The sequence below is a fragment of the Variovorax sp. LjRoot290 genome (assembly GCF_964253985.1).
Lineage (GTDB): Bacteria > Pseudomonadota > Gammaproteobacteria > Burkholderiales > Burkholderiaceae_C > Variovorax.
This window is the reverse complement of the sequence record NZ_CAXURW020000001.1, coordinates 2857088-2874443: the sequence shown is the minus strand read 5'-3', so window position 1 is coordinate 2874443 and position 17356 is coordinate 2857088. Positions and strand designations below refer to the sequence as shown.

13 protein-coding genes are annotated in these 17356 nt (G+C 68.2%); 12 read left to right on the top strand and 1 reads right to left on the bottom strand.

The genetic code is table 11. From position 1 onward, the window contains the following. The first annotated feature begins 51 nt into the window (after window positions 1–51). The 7 genes from ACSQ9A_RS14425 to ACSQ9A_RS14395 all read left to right on the top strand — a co-directional run bounded on the left by ACSQ9A_RS14425 (window position 52) and on the right by ACSQ9A_RS14395 (window position 7790). Window positions 52–1683: an intermembrane transport protein PqiB gene (locus ACSQ9A_RS14425; RefSeq protein ID WP_436290319.1), complete on the top strand. Its 1632-nt coding sequence runs from the start codon at window positions 52–54 to the stop codon at window positions 1681–1683. Continuing rightward, complete coding sequence (locus ACSQ9A_RS14420; protein WP_436290320.1) at window positions 1680–2282, top strand: PqiC family protein; 603 nt, start codon at window positions 1680–1682, stop codon at window positions 2280–2282. Before ACSQ9A_RS14425 ends, ACSQ9A_RS14420 begins: the two co-directional genes overlap by 4 nt. Before the next feature lies 1 nt (window position 2283). Beyond that, on the top strand, window positions 2284–2826 hold the full coding sequence (locus tag ACSQ9A_RS14415; protein WP_436290321.1) for a methylated-DNA--[protein]-cysteine S-methyltransferase: 543 nt from the start codon (window positions 2284–2286) through the stop codon (window positions 2824–2826). A 153-nt stretch (window positions 2827–2979) separates the two neighbouring features. Then, entirely contained in the window at window positions 2980–4146 is a 1167-nt protein-coding gene (locus tag ACSQ9A_RS14410; RefSeq protein ID WP_436304114.1) for a DegT/DnrJ/EryC1/StrS family aminotransferase, read from the top strand. Continuing rightward, window positions 4140–5090: a glycosyltransferase family 2 protein gene (locus tag ACSQ9A_RS14405; protein ID WP_436304113.1), complete on the top strand. Its 951-nt coding sequence runs from the start codon at window positions 4140–4142 to the stop codon at window positions 5088–5090. The genes ACSQ9A_RS14410 and ACSQ9A_RS14405 overlap by 7 nt, the downstream gene beginning before the upstream one ends. A 74-nt stretch (window positions 5091–5164) precedes the next feature. Continuing rightward, window positions 5165–6370, top strand: coding sequence for a multidrug effflux MFS transporter (locus tag ACSQ9A_RS14400; protein ID WP_093110066.1), 1206 nt, complete (start codon window positions 5165–5167; stop codon window positions 6368–6370). Continuing rightward, window positions 6357–7790, top strand: a complete 1434-nt coding sequence (locus ACSQ9A_RS14395) for an MFS transporter (RefSeq protein WP_436304112.1) — start codon at window positions 6357–6359, stop codon at window positions 7788–7790. The genes ACSQ9A_RS14400 and ACSQ9A_RS14395 overlap by 14 nt, the downstream gene beginning before the upstream one ends. 16 nt (window positions 7791–7806) lie before the next feature. Here the strand turns inward: ACSQ9A_RS14395 and ACSQ9A_RS14390 are convergent, their stop codons facing one another. Continuing rightward, window positions 7807–9228 carry a PLP-dependent aminotransferase family protein gene (locus ACSQ9A_RS14390; protein ID WP_436304111.1) on the bottom strand — a complete coding sequence of 474 codons (1422 nt, stop codon included), beginning with the start codon at window positions 9226–9228 and terminating at the stop codon, window positions 7807–7809. A 69-nt stretch (window positions 9229–9297) separates the two neighbouring features. On the opposite strand from ACSQ9A_RS14390, the gene ACSQ9A_RS14385 reads away from it, so the two are divergent. From ACSQ9A_RS14385 to ACSQ9A_RS14365, 5 genes are all read left to right on the top strand, one after another. After that, window positions 9298–10686 carry an FAD-containing oxidoreductase gene (locus ACSQ9A_RS14385; RefSeq protein ID WP_436290327.1) on the top strand — a complete coding sequence of 463 codons (1389 nt, stop codon included), beginning with the start codon at window positions 9298–9300 and terminating at the stop codon, window positions 10684–10686. Continuing rightward, window positions 10683–12287: an MFS transporter gene (locus tag ACSQ9A_RS14380; RefSeq protein WP_436304110.1), complete on the top strand. Its 1605-nt coding sequence runs from the start codon at window positions 10683–10685 to the stop codon at window positions 12285–12287. The genes ACSQ9A_RS14385 and ACSQ9A_RS14380 overlap by 4 nt, the downstream gene beginning before the upstream one ends. A gap of 147 nt (window positions 12288–12434) precedes the next feature. Beyond that, on the top strand, window positions 12435–14960 hold the full coding sequence (locus ACSQ9A_RS14375) for a hypothetical protein (RefSeq protein ID WP_436304109.1): 2526 nt from the start codon (window positions 12435–12437) through the stop codon (window positions 14958–14960). 20 nt (window positions 14961–14980) lie between these two features. Continuing rightward, window positions 14981–16852, top strand: coding sequence for a GMC family oxidoreductase (locus tag ACSQ9A_RS14370; protein ID WP_436304108.1), 1872 nt, complete (start codon window positions 14981–14983; stop codon window positions 16850–16852). Between the two features lie 61 nt (window positions 16853–16913). Continuing rightward, on the top strand, window positions 16914–17345 hold the full coding sequence (locus ACSQ9A_RS14365) for a hypothetical protein (RefSeq protein WP_093110073.1): 432 nt from the start codon (window positions 16914–16916) through the stop codon (window positions 17343–17345). Window positions 17346–17356 lie beyond the last annotated feature (11 nt).

Genomic DNA, 17356 nt, shown 5'->3' with positions numbered 1-17356 from the left:
GGGCCGCTCCAAGCAAGCTCGCACCGCAGTGCGAAGCACGAAGATACTCCAATGAGCGATGAAGACAAGACGTCGGCGCCCTCGCTGGCCGAACCGGTCGTCGTGAAGCGCCGCAACTGGCTGCCCTCGCTGATCTGGCTGATTCCCATCGTGGCGGCGCTGGTCGGCATCGCGCTGGTCGCGCGCATCCTGCTCGATCGCGGGCCCGAAGTGGTGCTGACCTTCAAGACCGCCGAGGGACTGGAGGCCGGCAAGACCGCGGTCAAGTACAAGGACGTGCAGATCGGCACGGTGCAGACCATTCGGCTGGCCGGCGACCGCTCGCATGTGCGCGTGCTGGTGCAGCTCACGAAAGAGGCCAAGAGCTTCACCGCCGAGGACACGCGCTTCTGGGTGGTGCGGCCGCGGCTCGACACCTCGGGCATCTCGGGCCTAGGCACCTTGCTGTCGGGCGCCTACATCGGTGCCGACGCCGGCAGCTCGAAAGAGACGGCCGGCGAGTTCACCGGGCTCGAGGTGCCGCCGATCGTCACGCGCGATGCCTCGGGGCGGCAGTACCTGCTGCGCGCCCGCGACGTGGGCTCGCTCGACATCGGCTCGCCGGTGTATTTCAGGCGCATCAAGGTGGGCCAGCTCGCGGCCTACGAACTCGACGGCGACGGCCGCGGGGTCACGCTGCGCGTGTTCGTCAATGCGCCCTACGACAAGTTCGTCGGCGTCAACACGCGCTTCTGGCATGCGAGCGGCTTCGACGTGGAGCTGAGCGCGAGCGGTGTCAAGCTGCGCACCCAGTCGCTGGCCACCGTGCTGCTGGGCGGCATCGCCTTCCAGGCGCCCGACGATGCGATGGGTCCGGCGGCGCAGGAGAACGCCGCGTTCACGCTGGCCGCCGACGAAACCGCGGCGATGAAGGCACCGGACGGGCCCTCGCAGACGCTGCTCTTGTACTTCAACCAGTCGCTGCGCGGCCTGTCGCCGGGCGCGGTGGTCGACTTCCGCGGCGTGGAGATCGGCGAGGTCAAGTCCATCGGCGTCGAGTTCGATCGCCAGGAGAACCAGTTCAAGATGCCGGTGCTGATCCAGGTCTACCCCGATCGCCTGCGCCGCGGCGCGGGCAACGAGCCGGACGAGTCGCGTTACGCGCAGACGGAGCGCCTGCGCTTCCTGGTCAACAAGGGGCTGCGGGCGCAGCTTCGCACGGGCAACCTGCTCACGGGCCAGGTGTACGTGGCGCTCGACTTCTTCCCGAAGGCGCCGCCGGCGAAGATCAACATCAACCAGAACCCGATCGAGATGCCGACGGTGCCCAACAGCCTGGACGAGATCCAGGCGCAGATCGGCGAGATCGCGAGCAAGCTCAACAAGGTGCCCTTCGAGGAGATCGGCGCCGACCTGCGCAAGACACTGGTCACGCTCAACAAGACGCTCGGCAGCGCCGAGCAGCTTGCAGGCCGGCTGAACAACGATGTCGCACCCGAGATGACGGCCGCCATGAAGGATGTGCGCAAGACGCTCAACGCCGCCGACAAGACGCTGGCCGACGATTCGCCGCTGCAGCAGGACATGCGCCAGACGCTGCAGGAAGTCACGCGCGCGGCCGGGTCGCTGCGCATCCTGACCGACTACCTGGAACGCCACCCCGAATCGCTGATTCGCGGCAAGCCGGAGGACAAGAAGAAATGAGAACGACAAACACCCGGGCGGCGGCCTTGCTCGCTGCCGTGCTGCTGGCGGGCTGCGCCAGCACCGCGCCGCAGTACTACAGCCTGGCCGATGCGACGCCGGGCGCGATGCCCGCGTCGGGCACGGCGCCTGCCTTCGTCGAGCTCGCGCCGGTGGCCATGCCCGAGCGCTTCGCGCGCCCGCAGCTGGTGGTACGGCAGAAGGCCGCCATCGACGGGCCGCAGGTCGACATCCTCGAAGAGCACCGCTGGTCCTCCTCGTTTGAGAACGAACTGCGCGACGCCTTGAGCAGCGGCATCGCGGGCCGCCTCGGCGCTGTCGATGCAACGAAGAGCGGATCGCCGCGCGGCCAGGCCGTGACGCGCATCGCGGTGCAGTTGCGGCAATTCGATGCGGTGCAAGGCAGCCGCGTCGATGCCGGCTTCAGCTGGACCGTGCGCCGCGGCGATCAAGGACCGTCGCTCGCTTGCCAGCGCTCGCTGTCGGAGCCGGTCGAGGGTGCCGGCATCGATGCGCTGGCACGCGGCGCCCAGCGCACTACGGCGAAGCTGGCCGACGCTATCGCACGCAGCGTGACGGCGAACGCCTGCCCGGGTTGAGATGAACGACACCGGTTTCGCACTGTTCGACACTGCCATCGGCGCCTGCGGCATCGCCTGGGGTCCGCGCGGCATCGTCGGCGTACAGTTGCCCGAGGTCGGGGAGGGCGCGACGCGAGCGCGCATGCTGCGGCGTTTTGCGCAGTTGAACGAGACCGAGCCGCCGCCCGAAGTGCTGAGGGCGACGGCCTCGATTCGCGCCCTGATGGCGGGCGAGCCGCTGGACCTGGCGGAGATCGTGCTCGACTACGCGGGCGTCTCCGACTTCCATCGCCGCGTCTACGAGATCGCACGCCGCATCGTGCCGGGCTGCACGCGCAGCTACGGCGAGATCGCCGCCGAGCTCGGCGACAAGGGCCTGGCGCGCGCCGTCGGCCAGGCGCTGGGCCACAACCCTTTCGCGCCGGTGGTGCCCTGCCATCGCGTGCTCGCCGCCGGCGGAAAGCCCGGCGGTTTCTCGGCGCACGGCGGTGCGACGGCGAAGCTCAAGATGCTGATGATCGAAGGCGCAAGGCCGCAGAGCGATACCGCGTCCTTGTTCTGAAATACCGCGCAACTGCCATGGCAAGGCGAGCAGTTGTCCGACATCACATACTGTTGAGGGTGCGACATTTCGTACTAGTGTTCGACTCAAGAGCAGAAGCATTTGTCCGCGTAAGCGGGGGACTCGATGCCGATACGAAGCAAGGACAATTTCTTGATCTTCGGTTCCCCGAAGATCGAAGAGGACGAGATTCTGGAGGTCGAGGCCGTCATGCGATCGGGCTGGCTCGGCACAGGTCCGCGGGTGGCGCAGTTCGAGCATGAGTTCGGCCTGTACCGCGGCGCCGCGCATGCCGTTGCGCTGAACTCCTGCTCCGCCGCCCTGCATCTTTCCTTGCTGGCCTCCGGCGTCGGGCCGGGCGACGAGGTCATCACCACGCCGCTGACTTTCTGCGCAACGGCCAATGCCATCATCCATACCGGAGCGACGCCGGTGCTGGCCGACATCGATCCCGACACGCTGAACATCGATCCGGCGCAGGTGCGCGCCAAGGTGAGCAAGCGCACGCGAGCCATCGTGCCGGTTCATTTTGCAGGGCGGCCCTGCGAAATGGACGAGCTGATGTCGCTGGCGCGGCAGTATGAACTCAAGGTCATCGAGGACTGCGCGCATGCCATCGAAACGCAGTACCACGGCCAGAACGTCGGCACGATCGGCGACTTCGGCTGCTTCTCGTTCTACGTGACCAAGAACGTCGTCACCGGCGAGGGCGGCATGGTCCTGGCGCGCAAGGAGGAGGACGCCGCCCGCATCAAGGTGCTCGGCCTGCACGGAATGAGCAAGGACGCGTGGAAGCGCTTCGGCGACGAGGGCTACAAGCACTACTACGTCGTCGAAGCCGGGTTCAAATACAACATGATGGACCTGCAGGCGGCAATCGGCCTCAAGCAGTTGGCGCGCGTGGAGGTCTACTGGCAGCGGCGCAAGGCCATCTGGAAGCGCTACGGCGACGAACTGGCGGACCTTCCGCTGGCACTGCCCCCGAAGCCGGCGCCGGACACGCGCCACGCGCACCATCTTTTCAACGTGCAGATCGACGCGGCGCGTTGCGGCATCTCGCGCGACGACTTCCTCAACGCCATGACGGCGCAGGGCATCGGCGTCGGCGTGCACTACCTGGCGCTGACCGAGCATCCTTACTATCAGCAAAACTTCGGCTGGCGGCCCGAGGACACGCCGCATGCCACGCGCGTGGGCAGGCGGACCGTCTCGCTGCCGATCTCGGCCAAGCTGAGCGATCAGGACGTCGGCGACGTGATCTCCGCGGTGCGGCTGATTCTGGAGCAGCATGCAGCGCTGGCATCGGCTGCGCCGTGTTGATCTCCATCCTCATCCCGGCCTACGCGCGGCCGGAACAGTTGAGTGAGGCGCTGGGCAGCATCGCGCAGCAGGACCGCTCGCTGATCGGCGAGATCATCATCGGCGACGACAGTCCGCGCTCCTACTGGGCAAGCAACCAGGCGGTCATCGCGGCGAGCGGCCTGGCGGAGCTCATCGAATATCTGCCGAGCGAGCCGTCCAAGGGGACTTACCCCAACCAATGGTTCCTGGCTTCGCGGGCGAAGTTCGACCATCTGCTTTTCCTGCACAACGACGACCAGCTTTGTCCCGGTGCACTGAGCCTGCTGGCGAATGCCTGCGTCAGCGAGACCGATCCGCGCGTGAAGCTGTGGTTCGGCACGCACCTGATCATGGACGCGGCGGGCGTGGTCGACCCCGAGCGATCCGCCGCCAGCGACCAGTGGTTCGGCAGACAGGGCCCGGGCGCGACGCGGCCGGTGTGGGAGTGGTGCTTGACGGAATCCATCCCCCCCGATGCCTTCCTGGTGGAGAGGGCGACCTATCTGCAATACATGCGCGGCGAACGCGACGGCAACGTGGGGGACTTGGCCTTTTCGGTGCGTCTGGCCAACAACGGCGGCTGGGCGCGCTTCATTGGGCAAACCGTGTCCCGCTACAGGGTGCAGGCCGGATCCGTCACGAGCGCCGGGCGCGGCGTCGACGCTCACCGGGCCTACGAGCTGGCGCGCGAGTTGCGCGTGCCCCCCGAAATGGAAGCCGCGAAGCGCAAGCGCTTCAACCGATACATGCTGGTGGTGGCCGTGCGCTATGCGCGGGATGGCGAACGCATGAACGCATGGCGAGCCTTCCTTTCGCCCGATGTTCCCTGGCGGGAGAGATTTTCCCTTCGCGCGGGCCTGGTGCTCTCGATGCTGCTGACGCCGCGGCCGCTCTGGCTCTGGGCGCTGCACTACAAGACCTGAGCGGCGCCATCGCTAGCACAGCGCTCGGCATCGTGCTGCGCAACGCCCATTGCCTCCTTGGAGACAATGGGCGCATGACTTCATCGCGCTTCTTCAAGATCGCGCTCGTGCTGGGCCTCTTGTCGGCCATCGGCCCGTTCGCGATCGACATGTACCTGCCCGCGCTGCCGGAGATCGGCGCGAGCCTCGGTGCCGGCATCGGCCCGGTGCAGATGAGCCTGACGGCCTTCTTCATCTCGCTCGGCGTCGGGCAACTGCTGTACGGGCCGGTGTCGGACATGGTGGGACGCAAGCCGCCGCTGTACTTCGGGCTCGGGCTGTTCGCGCTGGCCAGCATCGGCTGCGCGCTCGCGACCGATATCCAGACCCTGATCGCGCTGCGCTTCGTGCAGGGCCTGGGCGCCGCGGCCGGCATGGCGATTCCGCGCGCGGTGGTGCGCGACCTGCACACCGGCAACGATGCGGCGCGGCTGATGTCCTTGCTGATGCTGGTGTTCAGCGTGTCGCCGATCCTGGCGCCGCTGGCCGGCAGCGGCGTGATCGCCTTCGCCGGCTGGCGCGGCGTGTTCTGGGCCGTGATGCTGGCCGCCGTGGCCGGCCTCGCAATGATGAGCGTGATGCTGAAGGAAACGCGGCCGGCCGAAGAGCGGGTGGAAAGCAGCCTGGGCAGCGCGCTTCGCGCCTACGGTGTGCTGATGCGTGACGCGCACTACCTCGGCCTGGTCTTCATCGGCGCCTTCGCGATGGCCGGTTTCTTCACCTACCTGGCCAACTCCTCCTTCGTGATGATCGACCACTACGGCCTTTCGCCGACGCTCTACAGCCTGGCCTTCGGCATCAACGCCGCTGCGTTCTTCGGTGCCGCGCAGCTCAACGGCGCGCTGTGCGAGCGTTTCGGCATCGTGCGCGTGGTCAAGGCCAGCGTGAGCGCCTGCGGGCTCGTGATGGCGGCGATGTTCGCCTACTACCTGGCCGGCGGCGACCGCCTGGCGGTGCTGATCGTGCTGTACTTCGTTGCCAGCGGCTTCATGGGCTTGGTCATTCCCACCACCTCGGTGCTGGCGCTCGAGAAGCACGGCGCGATCGCCGGCACCGCATCGGCCCTGCTGGGCACGCTGCAGATGCTGACCGGCGCGGTGGTGATGGCGGTGATCGGCCTGTTCACCGACGGCCGGCCCTTGCCGATGGTGACGGGCATGGCCGCCGGTGCGCTGATCGCGGTGGTGCTCACATGGTTCACGCTCGGCGGTCGGCAACCGGCGCCTTATGCAGCGCGCTGAGCCGGTGACCGGAACGCCAACGCCCGTGCTCGACGGCCTGCCGCTGCCGCAGCGCCGGCACGCGATGCTGGTGATCATTCTCGGCATCGCGGTCGCGGTGCTCGACGGCACCATCGTCAACCTCGCACTGCCCGGGATCGCGCGCGAGCTCCATGCCGATCCGGCGCATGCGATCTGGGTGGTCAACGCCTACCAGATCGCCACGCTGGTGATGCTGCTGCCGCTGGCCTCGCTCGGCGACCTGGTGGGCTACCGGCGCGTCTACCTGGTGGGCATGGCGCTGTTTGCCTTTGCCTCGCTCGGCGCCGTGCTGGCCGATTCGCTCGCGACGCTGATCGCGGCGCGCGCGGTGCAGGGGCTGGGTGCGGCCGGCATCATGAGCGTCAACGCGGCGCTGGTGCGGCTGATCTATCCCAGGGCGCAGCTCGGCCGCGGCATGGCGATCAATTCGATGGTGGTGGCGACCGCATCGGTGGCAGGGCCCTCGGTGGCGGCCGCGATCCTGTCGGTGGCTTCCTGGCCCTGGCTGTTCGTGCTCAATGTGCCGCTGGGCGCGCTGGTGCTGGCGCTGGGCTTCTACGCACTGCCGGCCAATCGCGTGGCGGCCGCGGCTGGCGCGCGCTTCTCGTTCGTCGACGTGGCGCTCAACGTGCTGATGTTTTCGCTCATCTTCATCGGCGCCGACCGGCTCGGCGTGCGCAGCAGCGACGCAGGGCAGGGCGCGCAGCCCATCGCCTGGGCGCTGCTGCTGGCCGGCGTGGCGGTGGGCTTCGTCTACCTGCGGCGCCAGCGCGCGCTGGCCGTGCCGCTCTTTCCGGTCGACCTGCTGCGCATCCCGGTGTTCGCGCTCTCGATGGGCACTTCGGTGGCGGCCTTCTGCGCGCAGATGCTGTCCTTCATCGCGCTGCCTTTTCTGCTGCTCGACACCTACGGGCGCTCGCATGTGGAGGCCGGCCTGCTGATCACCGCCTGGCCGCTGGCGATCGTGGTGATGGCGCCGATCGCGGGCCGGCTGATCGGCCGCTATCCCGATGGCCTGCTCGGCGGCATCGGCCTCGGCCTGCTCGCCGTCGGCCTGACCTTGCTCGCGGCGCTGCCCGCACAGCCGGGCAATGCCGACATCGTCTGGCGCATGGCGCTGTGCGGCCTGGGCTTCGGCCTGTTCCAGTCGCCCAACAACCACACCATCGTGACCTCGCCGCCCGCGCATCGCAGCGGCGCCGCGAGCGGCATGCTGGGCACGGCGCGGCTCACGGGCCAGACCCTGGGCGCCGTGATGCTGGCCGCCATCTTCAGCGTCTGGAGCCCGCACGACGGCAAGGGCCAGGTGATCGCGCTGGGGCTGGCCGCCTGCTGCGCGGCCGTGGCGGCGGTGTGCAGTGCGTTGCGCACGCGCGAACCCAGCGCCCGCCACGCCTGAGCGGCGCTCCCTTGCTTCAGCGCCGTGCGGCGGCCGTGACGATGCGCCCCAGCGTTGCCACCGCCCGCTCGCTGCGCGCATCCCACGGATGCCCGTAGTTGAGCCGCAGGCAGTTCGGGAAAGCGCGCTGGGCCGAGAAGATCGGTCCCGGCGCAATGCTGATGCCTTGCGCGAGCGCCTCGCGGTGCACTGCCAGCGCGTCGACCTCGGGCGGCATCTCGATCCAGAGGAAATAACCACCCGCCGGGCGCGTGGCGCGGGTGCCGGACGGAAAGTGCTGCGCGATGGCCTGGGCGTAGGCGGCCTGCTGGTCGACCAGCGTGCGGCGCAGCTTTCGCAGGTGCTTGTCGTAGCCGCTCTTCTCGAGGTAGCTCGCCAGCGCCGCCTGCGCCGGCGCGGAGGTGCTGAGCGAAGTGCCCAGCTTCAGGCGAGCGACCGCGCGTGCCAGGCGCCCCGGCGCGGCCCAGCCGATGCGCCAGCCCGGCGCCAGGCACTTCGAGAACGACGAGCAGTGCATGACGATGCCCTGCGTGTCGAAGGCCTTCGCCGGCGGCGGCCGCTTGTCGCCGAAGTAGAGCTCGCCGTAGACGTCGTCCTCGATCAGGAGCACCTCGTGGCGCGCCAGCAGTTCGACCAGCGCCTTCTTCTTCGCATCCGGCATCAGGCTCCCCAGCGGGTTCTGGAAGCCGGTCATCAGCCAGCAGGCCTTGGGCCGATGGCGCAGGATCGCGCGCTCCAGCGCGTCGAGCTCGATGCCTTCGCGCGGATGGGTCGGGACCTCTATGGCCTCCAGCCCGTTGCGTTCCAGCGCCTGCAGCGCGGCATAGAAGGTCGGCGATTCGATCAGCACCGCGTCGCCCGGGCGCGTCGCGGCCTGCAGGCACAGGTTGAGGGCTTCGAGCGCGCCGTTGGTGATGACGATCTCGTCCACGGGAACGTGCACGCCGTCGGCCAGGTAGCGCCGCGCGATCTGCCGGCGCAGGCGCGCATTGCCGGGCGTGAGATCGTCCACCGCGCTCCACGGGTCGAGCTGCTGCGCGCTGGCGGCCATGACCCGGCCCAGCCGCTGGAGCGGAAAGAGCAGGGGACTCGGGAAGGCCGAGCCCAGCGGCACGACTTCGCGCACCATGGTCGATTCGAGGATCTCGAACACGCGCTCGCTGACGTCGAGCGAGACCGCATCGTCCTCGGGTTGCGACGAGGTCTCGGGTTCGGGAGGCCGCTGTCCCGCGCCCGCGGCCACGTAGTAGCCGGAGCGTTCGCGTGCGCGCACGAGCCCTTGCGCCTCCAGCAGGTAGTAGGCCTGGAACACGGTGGAAGAACTCACGCCGCGGCTGGCGCGGGCCTGGCGCACAGAAGGCAGGCGGTCGCCGGGACGCAGCACGCCGGCGCGGATGGAGTCCGCCATGTCGGCGGCCAATGATTCGTAGCGCTTCATGCCGCTTTGGTTATCTGCATTTCGCATCTATCCTGAGTGTCCTGTTTCCCTGATTGGAGCAGCATCCAAATGAGCGAGAGATACGATTCCATCGTGATCGGGACCGGGCAGTCCGGGCCTTCATTGGCCGTGCGCCTGGCGCAGGCCGGCCGCAAGACCGCCATCGTCGAGCGCAAGCTGTTCGGCGGCACCTGCGTCAACACCGGCTGCATCCCCACCAAGACCTTGATCGCGAGCGCGCGGGTCGCTTACCTGGCGCGCCGCGCGGCCGACTTCGGCGTGATGGTCGAGGGCTTGCGCGTCGACATGGCGCGCGTCAAGGCACGCAAGGACGCCGTGGTGCGGGCCTCCAACCAGGGTGTGGAGCAATGGCTCAAGGGCACGCCGAATCTCACGGTCTACCAGGGACATGCGCGCTTCGAAGGCCCGCGCACGGTCCGGGTCGGCGACGCGCAGCTCGAGGCCGGCGAGATCTTCATCGACGTCGGCACGCGGGCACATGTGCCGGACCTGCCCGGCCTGGGCGAGGTCGACCATCTCACGAACGGCGCCATGCTCGAGCTTGACACCTTGCCCGAGCACCTGGTGGTGGTCGGCGGCAGCTACATCGGCCTGGAGTTCGCCCAGATGTACCGGCGCTTCGGCGCCCGCGTCACCGTCGTCGAGATGGGCCCGCGGCTGATCTCGCGCGAGGACGAGGAGGTGTCGGCGGCGATCCGGGAGATTCTCGAAGGCGAGGGCATCGAGGTCCGGCTCAACGCCAAGTGCATCACCTTGGCGCGGCGCGGCCGCGGCATCGGCGTCGGACTCGACTGCCAGGACGACCCGCACGAGATCGAGGGCTCGCACCTGCTGCTCGCGGTCGGACGCCGGCCGAACACCGACGATCTCGGGCTCGACCAGGCGGGCGTGAAGACGGATGCGCGCGGCTACATCACGGTCGACGAAGAGCTGCGCACCAGCGTGCCGGGCATCTGGGCGCTGGGTGACGTCAACGGCCGCGGCGCCTTCACCCACACCTCGTACAACGACTACGAGATCGTGGCGGCCAACCTGCTCGACAACGATCGCCGCCGCGTCTCCGATCGCGTGCCCGCCTATGCGCTGTACATCGATCCGCCCCTGGGCCGGGCCGGCATGACCGAGCGCGACGTCATGCAGGACGGACGCCGTGCGCTCGTTGCCAGGATGCCGATGAGCCGTGTCGGCCGCGCGAAGGAGCGCAGCGAAACGCAGGGCTTCATGAAGGTCCTGGTGGACGCTTCGAGCCAGAAGATCCTCGGCGCCGCGATCCTCGGCATCGAGGGCGACGAAGTCATCCACTCGATCCTCGACGTGATGGTCGCCGGCGCACCGTACACCGTGCTCCAGCGGGCGATGCACATCCATCCGACCGTCTCGGAATTCATTCCCACGCTGCTGGGCAAGCTGGAACCTCTGGGAGCGCTCGCCTCATGACGCAGATCGGCAAGCCGCCGGGCGACGACACGCTGATCCGGCACGGCTGCGAAGCGATGCCGTGCCCGAAGGCCTCCAAGCCCTGGGTGCTGGCCGCGGCGATCGTCGGATCGAGCATGGCCTTCATCGACGGCACGGTGGTGAACGTGGCGCTGCCCGCGATCCAGAACGATCTGCGCGCGACGGCCTTCCAGGCCCAGTGGGTGGTGGAGTCCTATGCGCTCTTCCTCGCCGCGCTGCTGCTGGCGGGCGGCGCGCTCGGCGACCGCTTCGGACGGCGGCGCATCTTTGCCCTCGGCGTCGTGATCTTCGCGCTGGCCTCGGTGGGCTGCGCGCTCGCGGGCAGCGTGCAGCAGCTCATCCTCGCGCGCGCCGTGCAGGGCATCGGCGGCGCCCTGCTGGTGCCTGGCAGCCTGGCGCTGATCAGCGCCTCCTTTCCCGAGAAGGAGCGCGGGCGTGCGATCGGCACCTGGTCGGGTTTCAGCGGCATCACGGCCGCGGTTGGGCCCGTGCTCGGCGGATTCCTGGTCGACCACTACTCGTGGATCTGGGCCTTTCTCGTCAATGTGCCGATGGCCATCGCGGTGCTCCTGATCGTATGGCGTCATGTCCCGGAAAGCCGCGGCAGCGCCGCCGATGGCGAGCTGGATTTCTGGGGTGCAGCACTCGCCACCGTCGCGCTCGGCGGCATCGTCTATGCGTTCATCGAAGCGCCCACGCAGGGCTGGAACTCGCCGGCCGTGCTGGCGGCGCTGGCCGCGGGCATTGCGACGAGCGCGGCCTTCGTGGTGGTCGAAGGCCGTGTCCGATCGCCGATGCTGCCGCTTTCGCTCCTGCGCATCGGCAATTTCGGCGGCGCCAACCTGCTGACGCTGCTGCTCTATGCGGCGCTGGGCGGCGGGCTCTACTTCTTTCCGCTCAACCTGATCCAGGTGCAGGGCTACTCGGCCACGGTGGCCGGCGCGGCGCTCCTGCCCTTCATCCTGATCATGTTCGCGCTCTCGGGCTGGGCCGGGCAACTGGTGGACCGCTTCGGCCCGCGGCTGCCGCTGGTGGTGGGCCCGGCCATCGCGGCGGCGGGCTTTGCGCTGTTCGCGGTGCCGGGCGTCGGCGCCAACTACTGGACCGCCTTTCTTCCGGCCGTGGTGGTGCTCGGCTTCGGCATGACGATCACGGTCGCGCCGCTCACCACCACGGTGATGAACGCGGTCGGGCCGGATTCGGCGGGCATCGCCTCGGGCGTCAACAACGCGGTGTCGCGCGCGGCCGCGGTGCTCGCGATCGCGGTTTTCGGCGTGGTGATGGCCTGGGCCTTCGATGCGATGCTGGCCCAGGGCCTGCGCGAGGCGGGCGCGTCGGCGGAGACCCGCGCCTTCTTCGAAGACCAGCGCAGCAGGCTCGCCGGCGCAGAGATGCCGCCGGGCATCGACGCGGCCGCTGCGGCGGCGCTCAAGAAGGCGGTCGCGGAATCCTTCGTGGCCGGGTTCCGATGGGTCATGCTGCTCAGCGCCGGCCTGGCGCTGCTGAGCGCACTGAGCGCCTGGATAATGATCGGCCGCGACCCCGATCGCGCGGCTGTTCCCGCCTCTGCATCCCGATAGCGGGTTAGCGCGCGGCGTCTTCCATCGGCCTCGGCCTACGTCCTTTGCGTTAGCGCGCATGGCCGATAGGCAAAGCACTACCCCGCATCGACACTGCGCCTCGTGTTTGCCCATTCACCGACGTTGTCGGACGCAGGAGGAATGGCAATGATCCAAAGTTGCTGGGACGCCGCGAAGTTGTTGCCGCTTGTTGCCTGCATGCTTCTCGCGGCATGTTCTGACGCGCCGCGGCCCGGTGAGGTGTTCGATGAGGCGAAGCAAGCCGGCCGCGATGCGGCCTCGTTCCCGCATGCCTCGGAGCCTTACTTCCGCGACATGGACGGCGGCATCGCGCTCTCGCCCGAGGAGGAGAAGGGGCGCAACATGTGGCTGGTCTGGAGCGGCGGCAACGACCGCTTCTGGACCCAGATGACCGACTACACCTTCGGTGCCTTCGACCTGCTGAAGGTGGTCAGCACCCATCCGAGCCTCGGCTACTCGCGCGCCAGCCGCTGGGAATATTTCGGCCTGGTCAACGAGCCCTGTTTCCAGCCTGCCACCGGCCCCGACAAGAACCGCCGCGGCCTGTGGCTCGACCTGCGCAGCAAGGACTGCGCGCCCGACCCCTTCGAGAACGAGAGCAAGTACCCGGGCGTGAAAATCGGTTCGCGCGGCAAGCCGCTCGGCGACGGCAGCACCCAGCCGGTGGGCTCCTTCTACGGCTGGGGTACCGGCATTGCCGGCCTGCGCCTCTTCCCCAACCCGGCCTTCGACGAGAAGGCGGCCAAGGAATGGGACGCCGAGAAGTACTACACCGACCCGAACTACTACAACCGCAAGGATCTGGTGCGGCCCTACCGCGTGGGCATGTCCTGCGGCTTCTGCCACATCGGGCCCAGCCCGGTGAAGCCGCCGGCCGATCCGAACAACCCGAAGTTCGAGAACCTCAGTTCTTCCGTCGGCGCCCAGTACATGTGGGTGGACCGGCTCTTCATCTACAACGCCAACAAGCCCGAGGGCCGCAAGAATTACATGTACCAGCTGGCCCACACCTACCGCCAGGGCACCATGGACACCTCGCTGGTTTCCACCGACAGCATCAACAACCCGCGCACCATGAACGCGGTCTACGACTTCGTCGCGCGCCTGGAGATAGCCAAGCGCATCGGGCAGGAAAAGATCGACGGCGGCGAGCTCGACAACAAGCAGTTCAACGACTATGTGACGAGCGGCCCGCTGACCGAATTCTTCAACAAGTCCGAGGCCACGGTTCGCACGCCCCATGTGCTGAAGGACGGCGCCGATTCGGTTGGCCTGCTGGGCGCGCTCAACCGGGTCTATCTCAACATCGGCCTGTTCAGCGAAGAGTGGCTGCTGCACTTCAATCCGGTGGTCGGCGGCAAGACGATCAGCCCGATCCCGATCGTCACCGCGCAGAAGAATTCGAGCTACTGGCAGGCGACCGAGGCGGGCACGCCGAACACGGCGCTGTTCTTCCTGAAGGGGGCGAAGCCCGATCGCCTGAAGGACGCGCCAGGCGGAGACAAGTACCTCGCCGCCGGCGAGACCACGCTGGAGCGTGGCAAGGTGGCCTTCGCCGACACCTGCGCGCGCTGCCATTCGAGCAAGGCGCCGTTGCCGCCGCCCACGCTCGAGCTCACGGCCGGGAAATGCGCCGGACCCGGCTACGTCGATTGCTTCAAGCGCTACTGGACCTGGACCCAGACCGACGACTACAAGGCGCAGATGCGCAAGATCGTCCAGGCGCCGGACTTCCTGAAAGACAACTACCTTTCCACCGAAGCCCGCGTTCCGGTGACCCTGCTGCGCACCAATATCTGCAGTCCGCTCGCGACCAACGCGATCAAGGGCAACATCTGGGACAACTTCTCCTCGCAGACCTACAAGAGCCTGCCCTCGGTCGGCACCGTCACGCTGCGCGATCCATTCACCGGCGAGCTGCGGCCCTACGCCATGCCGGGCGGCGGGCGCGGCTACACCCGCGTGCCCTCGCTGATCAGCGCCTGGTCGACCGCGCCCTTCCTGCTGAACAACACGGTCGGTCCCTTCGACAGCAGTCCTTCGGTCGAGGCTCGCCTGAAGGTGTTCGAGGCCTCCATCGAACAGATGCTGTGGCCCGAGAAGCGCGAGCGCGATTCGGAACTCGGCGGCAAGGCGGTCGGCTTCATCGACCGCACCACCGAGCGCAGCACCGTGACCGTGCCGATCGGCTTCGTGCCCGAGGCGATGCAGCCCCTGCAGGGCCGGCTGCATCGCTGGTTCCCGTGGCTGGTCGAGCAGGACGGCGACATCGTGCTCGGGCCGATTCCGAAGGGTGTTCCGGTGGCCTTGCTGGCCAACCTCAAGCTGCGTGCGGAGGGCGATGGCTTCGGCGAAAAGGCCTCGCATGTGCGCGACGTGGGCGAGCTGCTGATCAAGCTCAAGCTCGCACTCAAGAGCGCGCCGGACGGTGCCTCCGACGAGCAGCTGCGCGAACACTTCGCCAGCCTGCGCGGCCCGATGATGGAGCTGAGCAAGTGCCCGGACTTCGTGGTCAACCGCGGCCACTATTTCGGCACCGCGCAGTTCAACCAGCAAGAGGGCTTGAGCGAAGACGAAAAAGCCTTCGGCCGCGAACCGGAGCTCGGCGACGACGACAAGCGCGCGCTGATCGCCTTCCTCAAGACTTTCTGAACATCACCTGCGCCGAGGCCATGTCCGATGCCGAATCAGCTGTCTGGGACTACGTGATCGTCGGCTCGGGCGCCGGCGGCGGCACGCTGGCGGCCCGCCTGGTCGAGGCCGGCATGCGCGTCTTCCTGCTCGAAGCTGGAGGCGATCCGCGCGCGGCTGCCGAACGCCTGCCCGAGGACTACGACGTGCCGGCCTTCCATGCCTTCGCCTGCGAGAACGCGGCAATGAGCTGGAACTTTCGCGTGCGCCACTACGCCGACGAAGGCCGGCAGGCGAAGGATTGGAAATACGAAGCGGGGCAGGGCGTGCTGTACCCGCGCGCGGCCGCGTTGGGCGGATGCACCTCGCACAACGCGATGATCTTCATGCTGCCGCACGATGCCGACTGGAACCACGTCGCGCAGCTCACCGGTGACCGTTCCTGGCGCGCCTCGCGCATGCGCCGCTATGCGCGGCGCGTGGAAGATTGCCGCCACCGGCCGGTATGGCGAGCCCTGCGTCATGTGGGGCTCGATCCGACGGGACATGGATGGGGCGGCTGGCTGCGCACCGAAAAATCGATCCCGCTGTCGGTGCTGGGCGACGAGGGCCTGGTGCGCGTGCTGCGCGACACGGCCAGCGTCTTCACGAGCAGCCTGCCCACGCCCTTGCTCAGCACCCTGCGCTGGCTGCGTAGCGGACTGGGCGACCCCAACACGCGCCGCCTGCGGCCGGGCAGCTTCGAAGGCATCTGCTACACGCCGCTCGCCACCTCGGAGCACCGGCGGGCCGGCGTGCGCGAGCGGCTGCTCGATGTGGCGGCCAGGCATCCGGGCCGCTTGCAGCTGGAGCTCGATGCGCTGGCCACGCGCGTCCTGTTCGACGCCGACGGCGCGGCTTGCGGCGTCGAGTACCTGAAAGGCAAGCGGCTGTACCGGGCCCATGCGGCACCCAGCAGCGCAGAAGGCGTGCGGCGCGACGTGCGCGCGCGGCGCGAGGTGATCCTGTGCGGCGGCGCATTCAACACGCCGCAGCTGCTGATGCTGTCCGGTATCGGCCCGGCCGCCGAACTGGAGGCGCACGGCATTCCGCTGCAGAAGAACCTGCCCGGCGTCGGCCGCAATCTGCAGGACCGCTACGAGGTCGCCGTCACGCACCGCATGCGCGAGCCCTGGGAGGTGCTGGAGGGTGCGCGCTTCGATCGCGACGACACGCTGTGGCGCCACTGGCACGAGGAGCGATCGGGCATGTATTCCTCGAACGGCGCCGCGCTCGGCGTGGTGAGCCGCTCGGCCACGGCCGATCGGACCGGACAGGAGCCCGACCTCTTCTGCATGGCGCTGCTGGCAGGCTTCGAGGGCTACTTCCCCGGCTTCTCGAAGCGGGTTCGCGATCAGCCGGACCAGCTGACCTGGGCCGTGCTGAAGGCGCATACGCTAAACCGCGCCGGCACCGTGCGCCTGCGTTCGGCCGATCCGCGCGACACGCCGCTCGTGAACTTCCACTACTTCGAGGAAGGCGACGACCAGGCCGGCGAGGACCTGCGTGCCGTGGTGCAGGCGATCCGCTTCGTGCGCCGGATGACGGCGCCGCTGCTCGCCAAGGGATGGATCGCCGAGGAGCTGGCGCCGGGGCCGGCCGTGCAGAGCGACGAGGCGCTGGCCGACTACGTGCGCAACACGGCATGGGGCCATCACGCTTCGTGCTCCTGCCCCATCGGCCCGCCTGAGAAGGGCGGCGTGCTCGACAGCGCCTTTGCCGTGCACGGCGTGCCACGGCTGCGTGTGGTCGATGCCTCGGCCTTCCCGCGCATACCCGGTTTTTTCGTGGCGGCCGCGGTCTACATGATCGCGGAGAAAGCGGCCGATGCGGTGCTGCGCACAGCGATGCGCACACCACTTTCGGCAAGTTGACGGCCTCCCGACCCAGGGCCGACACTCTGTGAACGACGGGTCTTCAACGAGGGGAAAGCCCATGGCCTATGACGTACAGCAACTGCTCGACATGTCGCAAGAGAAGCTCGACGAGCTCTTTCGCGCCAGCCCGCCGGGCGACATTCCCTCGGGCGAAGCCGAGGGCACCGCGATCATCGCGCCCGGGACCCGCTACACCGAGTCCATCGCCAAGATGATCAACTTCTTCGGATGGCAGGGGAAGGTGTTCGATGCCGAGAAGGGCGTGCTGAAGAACAAGGTCAGCCCCTTCGGCGTGCAGGCCATCGTGGCCAAGGTCTACAAGGGCGACAGCTGGCTGGACCAGAAGGAGTGCATCGTGCTCGACTACTCCGAGACCTCGCTGGTGGCCCACTGGATCCGCGACGAGATCCGCCTGATCTCTCCGGGCTTCTATCTCGGCAAGGTGTACTGGGGCAAAGAGCGGCTGATCGATTTCTGCCTCAAGTTCTAGCGACGCCGATG

Bases quoted from the DNA above. Each gene is read 5' to 3' on its own strand.
- ACSQ9A_RS14425 (WP_436290319.1), top strand. From the start codon at position 52: ATGAGCGATGAAGACAAGACGTCGGCGCCCTCGCTGGCCGAACCGGTC.
- ACSQ9A_RS14420 (WP_436290320.1), top strand. From the start codon at position 1,680: ATGAGAACGACAAACACCCGGGCGGCGGCCTTGCTCGCTGCCGTGCTG.
- ACSQ9A_RS14415 (WP_436290321.1), top strand. From the start codon at position 2,284: ATGAACGACACCGGTTTCGCACTGTTCGACACTGCCATCGGCGCCTGC.
- ACSQ9A_RS14400 (WP_093110066.1), top strand. From the start codon at position 5,165: ATGACTTCATCGCGCTTCTTCAAGATCGCGCTCGTGCTGGGCCTCTTG.
- ACSQ9A_RS14395 (WP_436304112.1), top strand. From the start codon at position 6,357: ATGCAGCGCGCTGAGCCGGTGACCGGAACGCCAACGCCCGTGCTCGAC.
- ACSQ9A_RS14390 (WP_436304111.1), bottom strand. From the start codon at position 9,228: ATGAAGCGCTACGAATCATTGGCCGCCGACATGGCGGACTCCATCCGC.
- ACSQ9A_RS14385 (WP_436290327.1), top strand. From the start codon at position 9,298: ATGAGCGAGAGATACGATTCCATCGTGATCGGGACCGGGCAGTCCGGG.
- ACSQ9A_RS14380 (WP_436304110.1), top strand. From the start codon at position 10,683: ATGACGCAGATCGGCAAGCCGCCGGGCGACGACACGCTGATCCGGCAC.
- ACSQ9A_RS14375 (WP_436304109.1), top strand. From the start codon at position 12,435: ATGATCCAAAGTTGCTGGGACGCCGCGAAGTTGTTGCCGCTTGTTGCC.
- ACSQ9A_RS14370 (WP_436304108.1), top strand. From the start codon at position 14,981: ATGTCCGATGCCGAATCAGCTGTCTGGGACTACGTGATCGTCGGCTCG.
- ACSQ9A_RS14365 (WP_093110073.1), top strand. From the start codon at position 16,914: ATGGCCTATGACGTACAGCAACTGCTCGACATGTCGCAAGAGAAGCTC.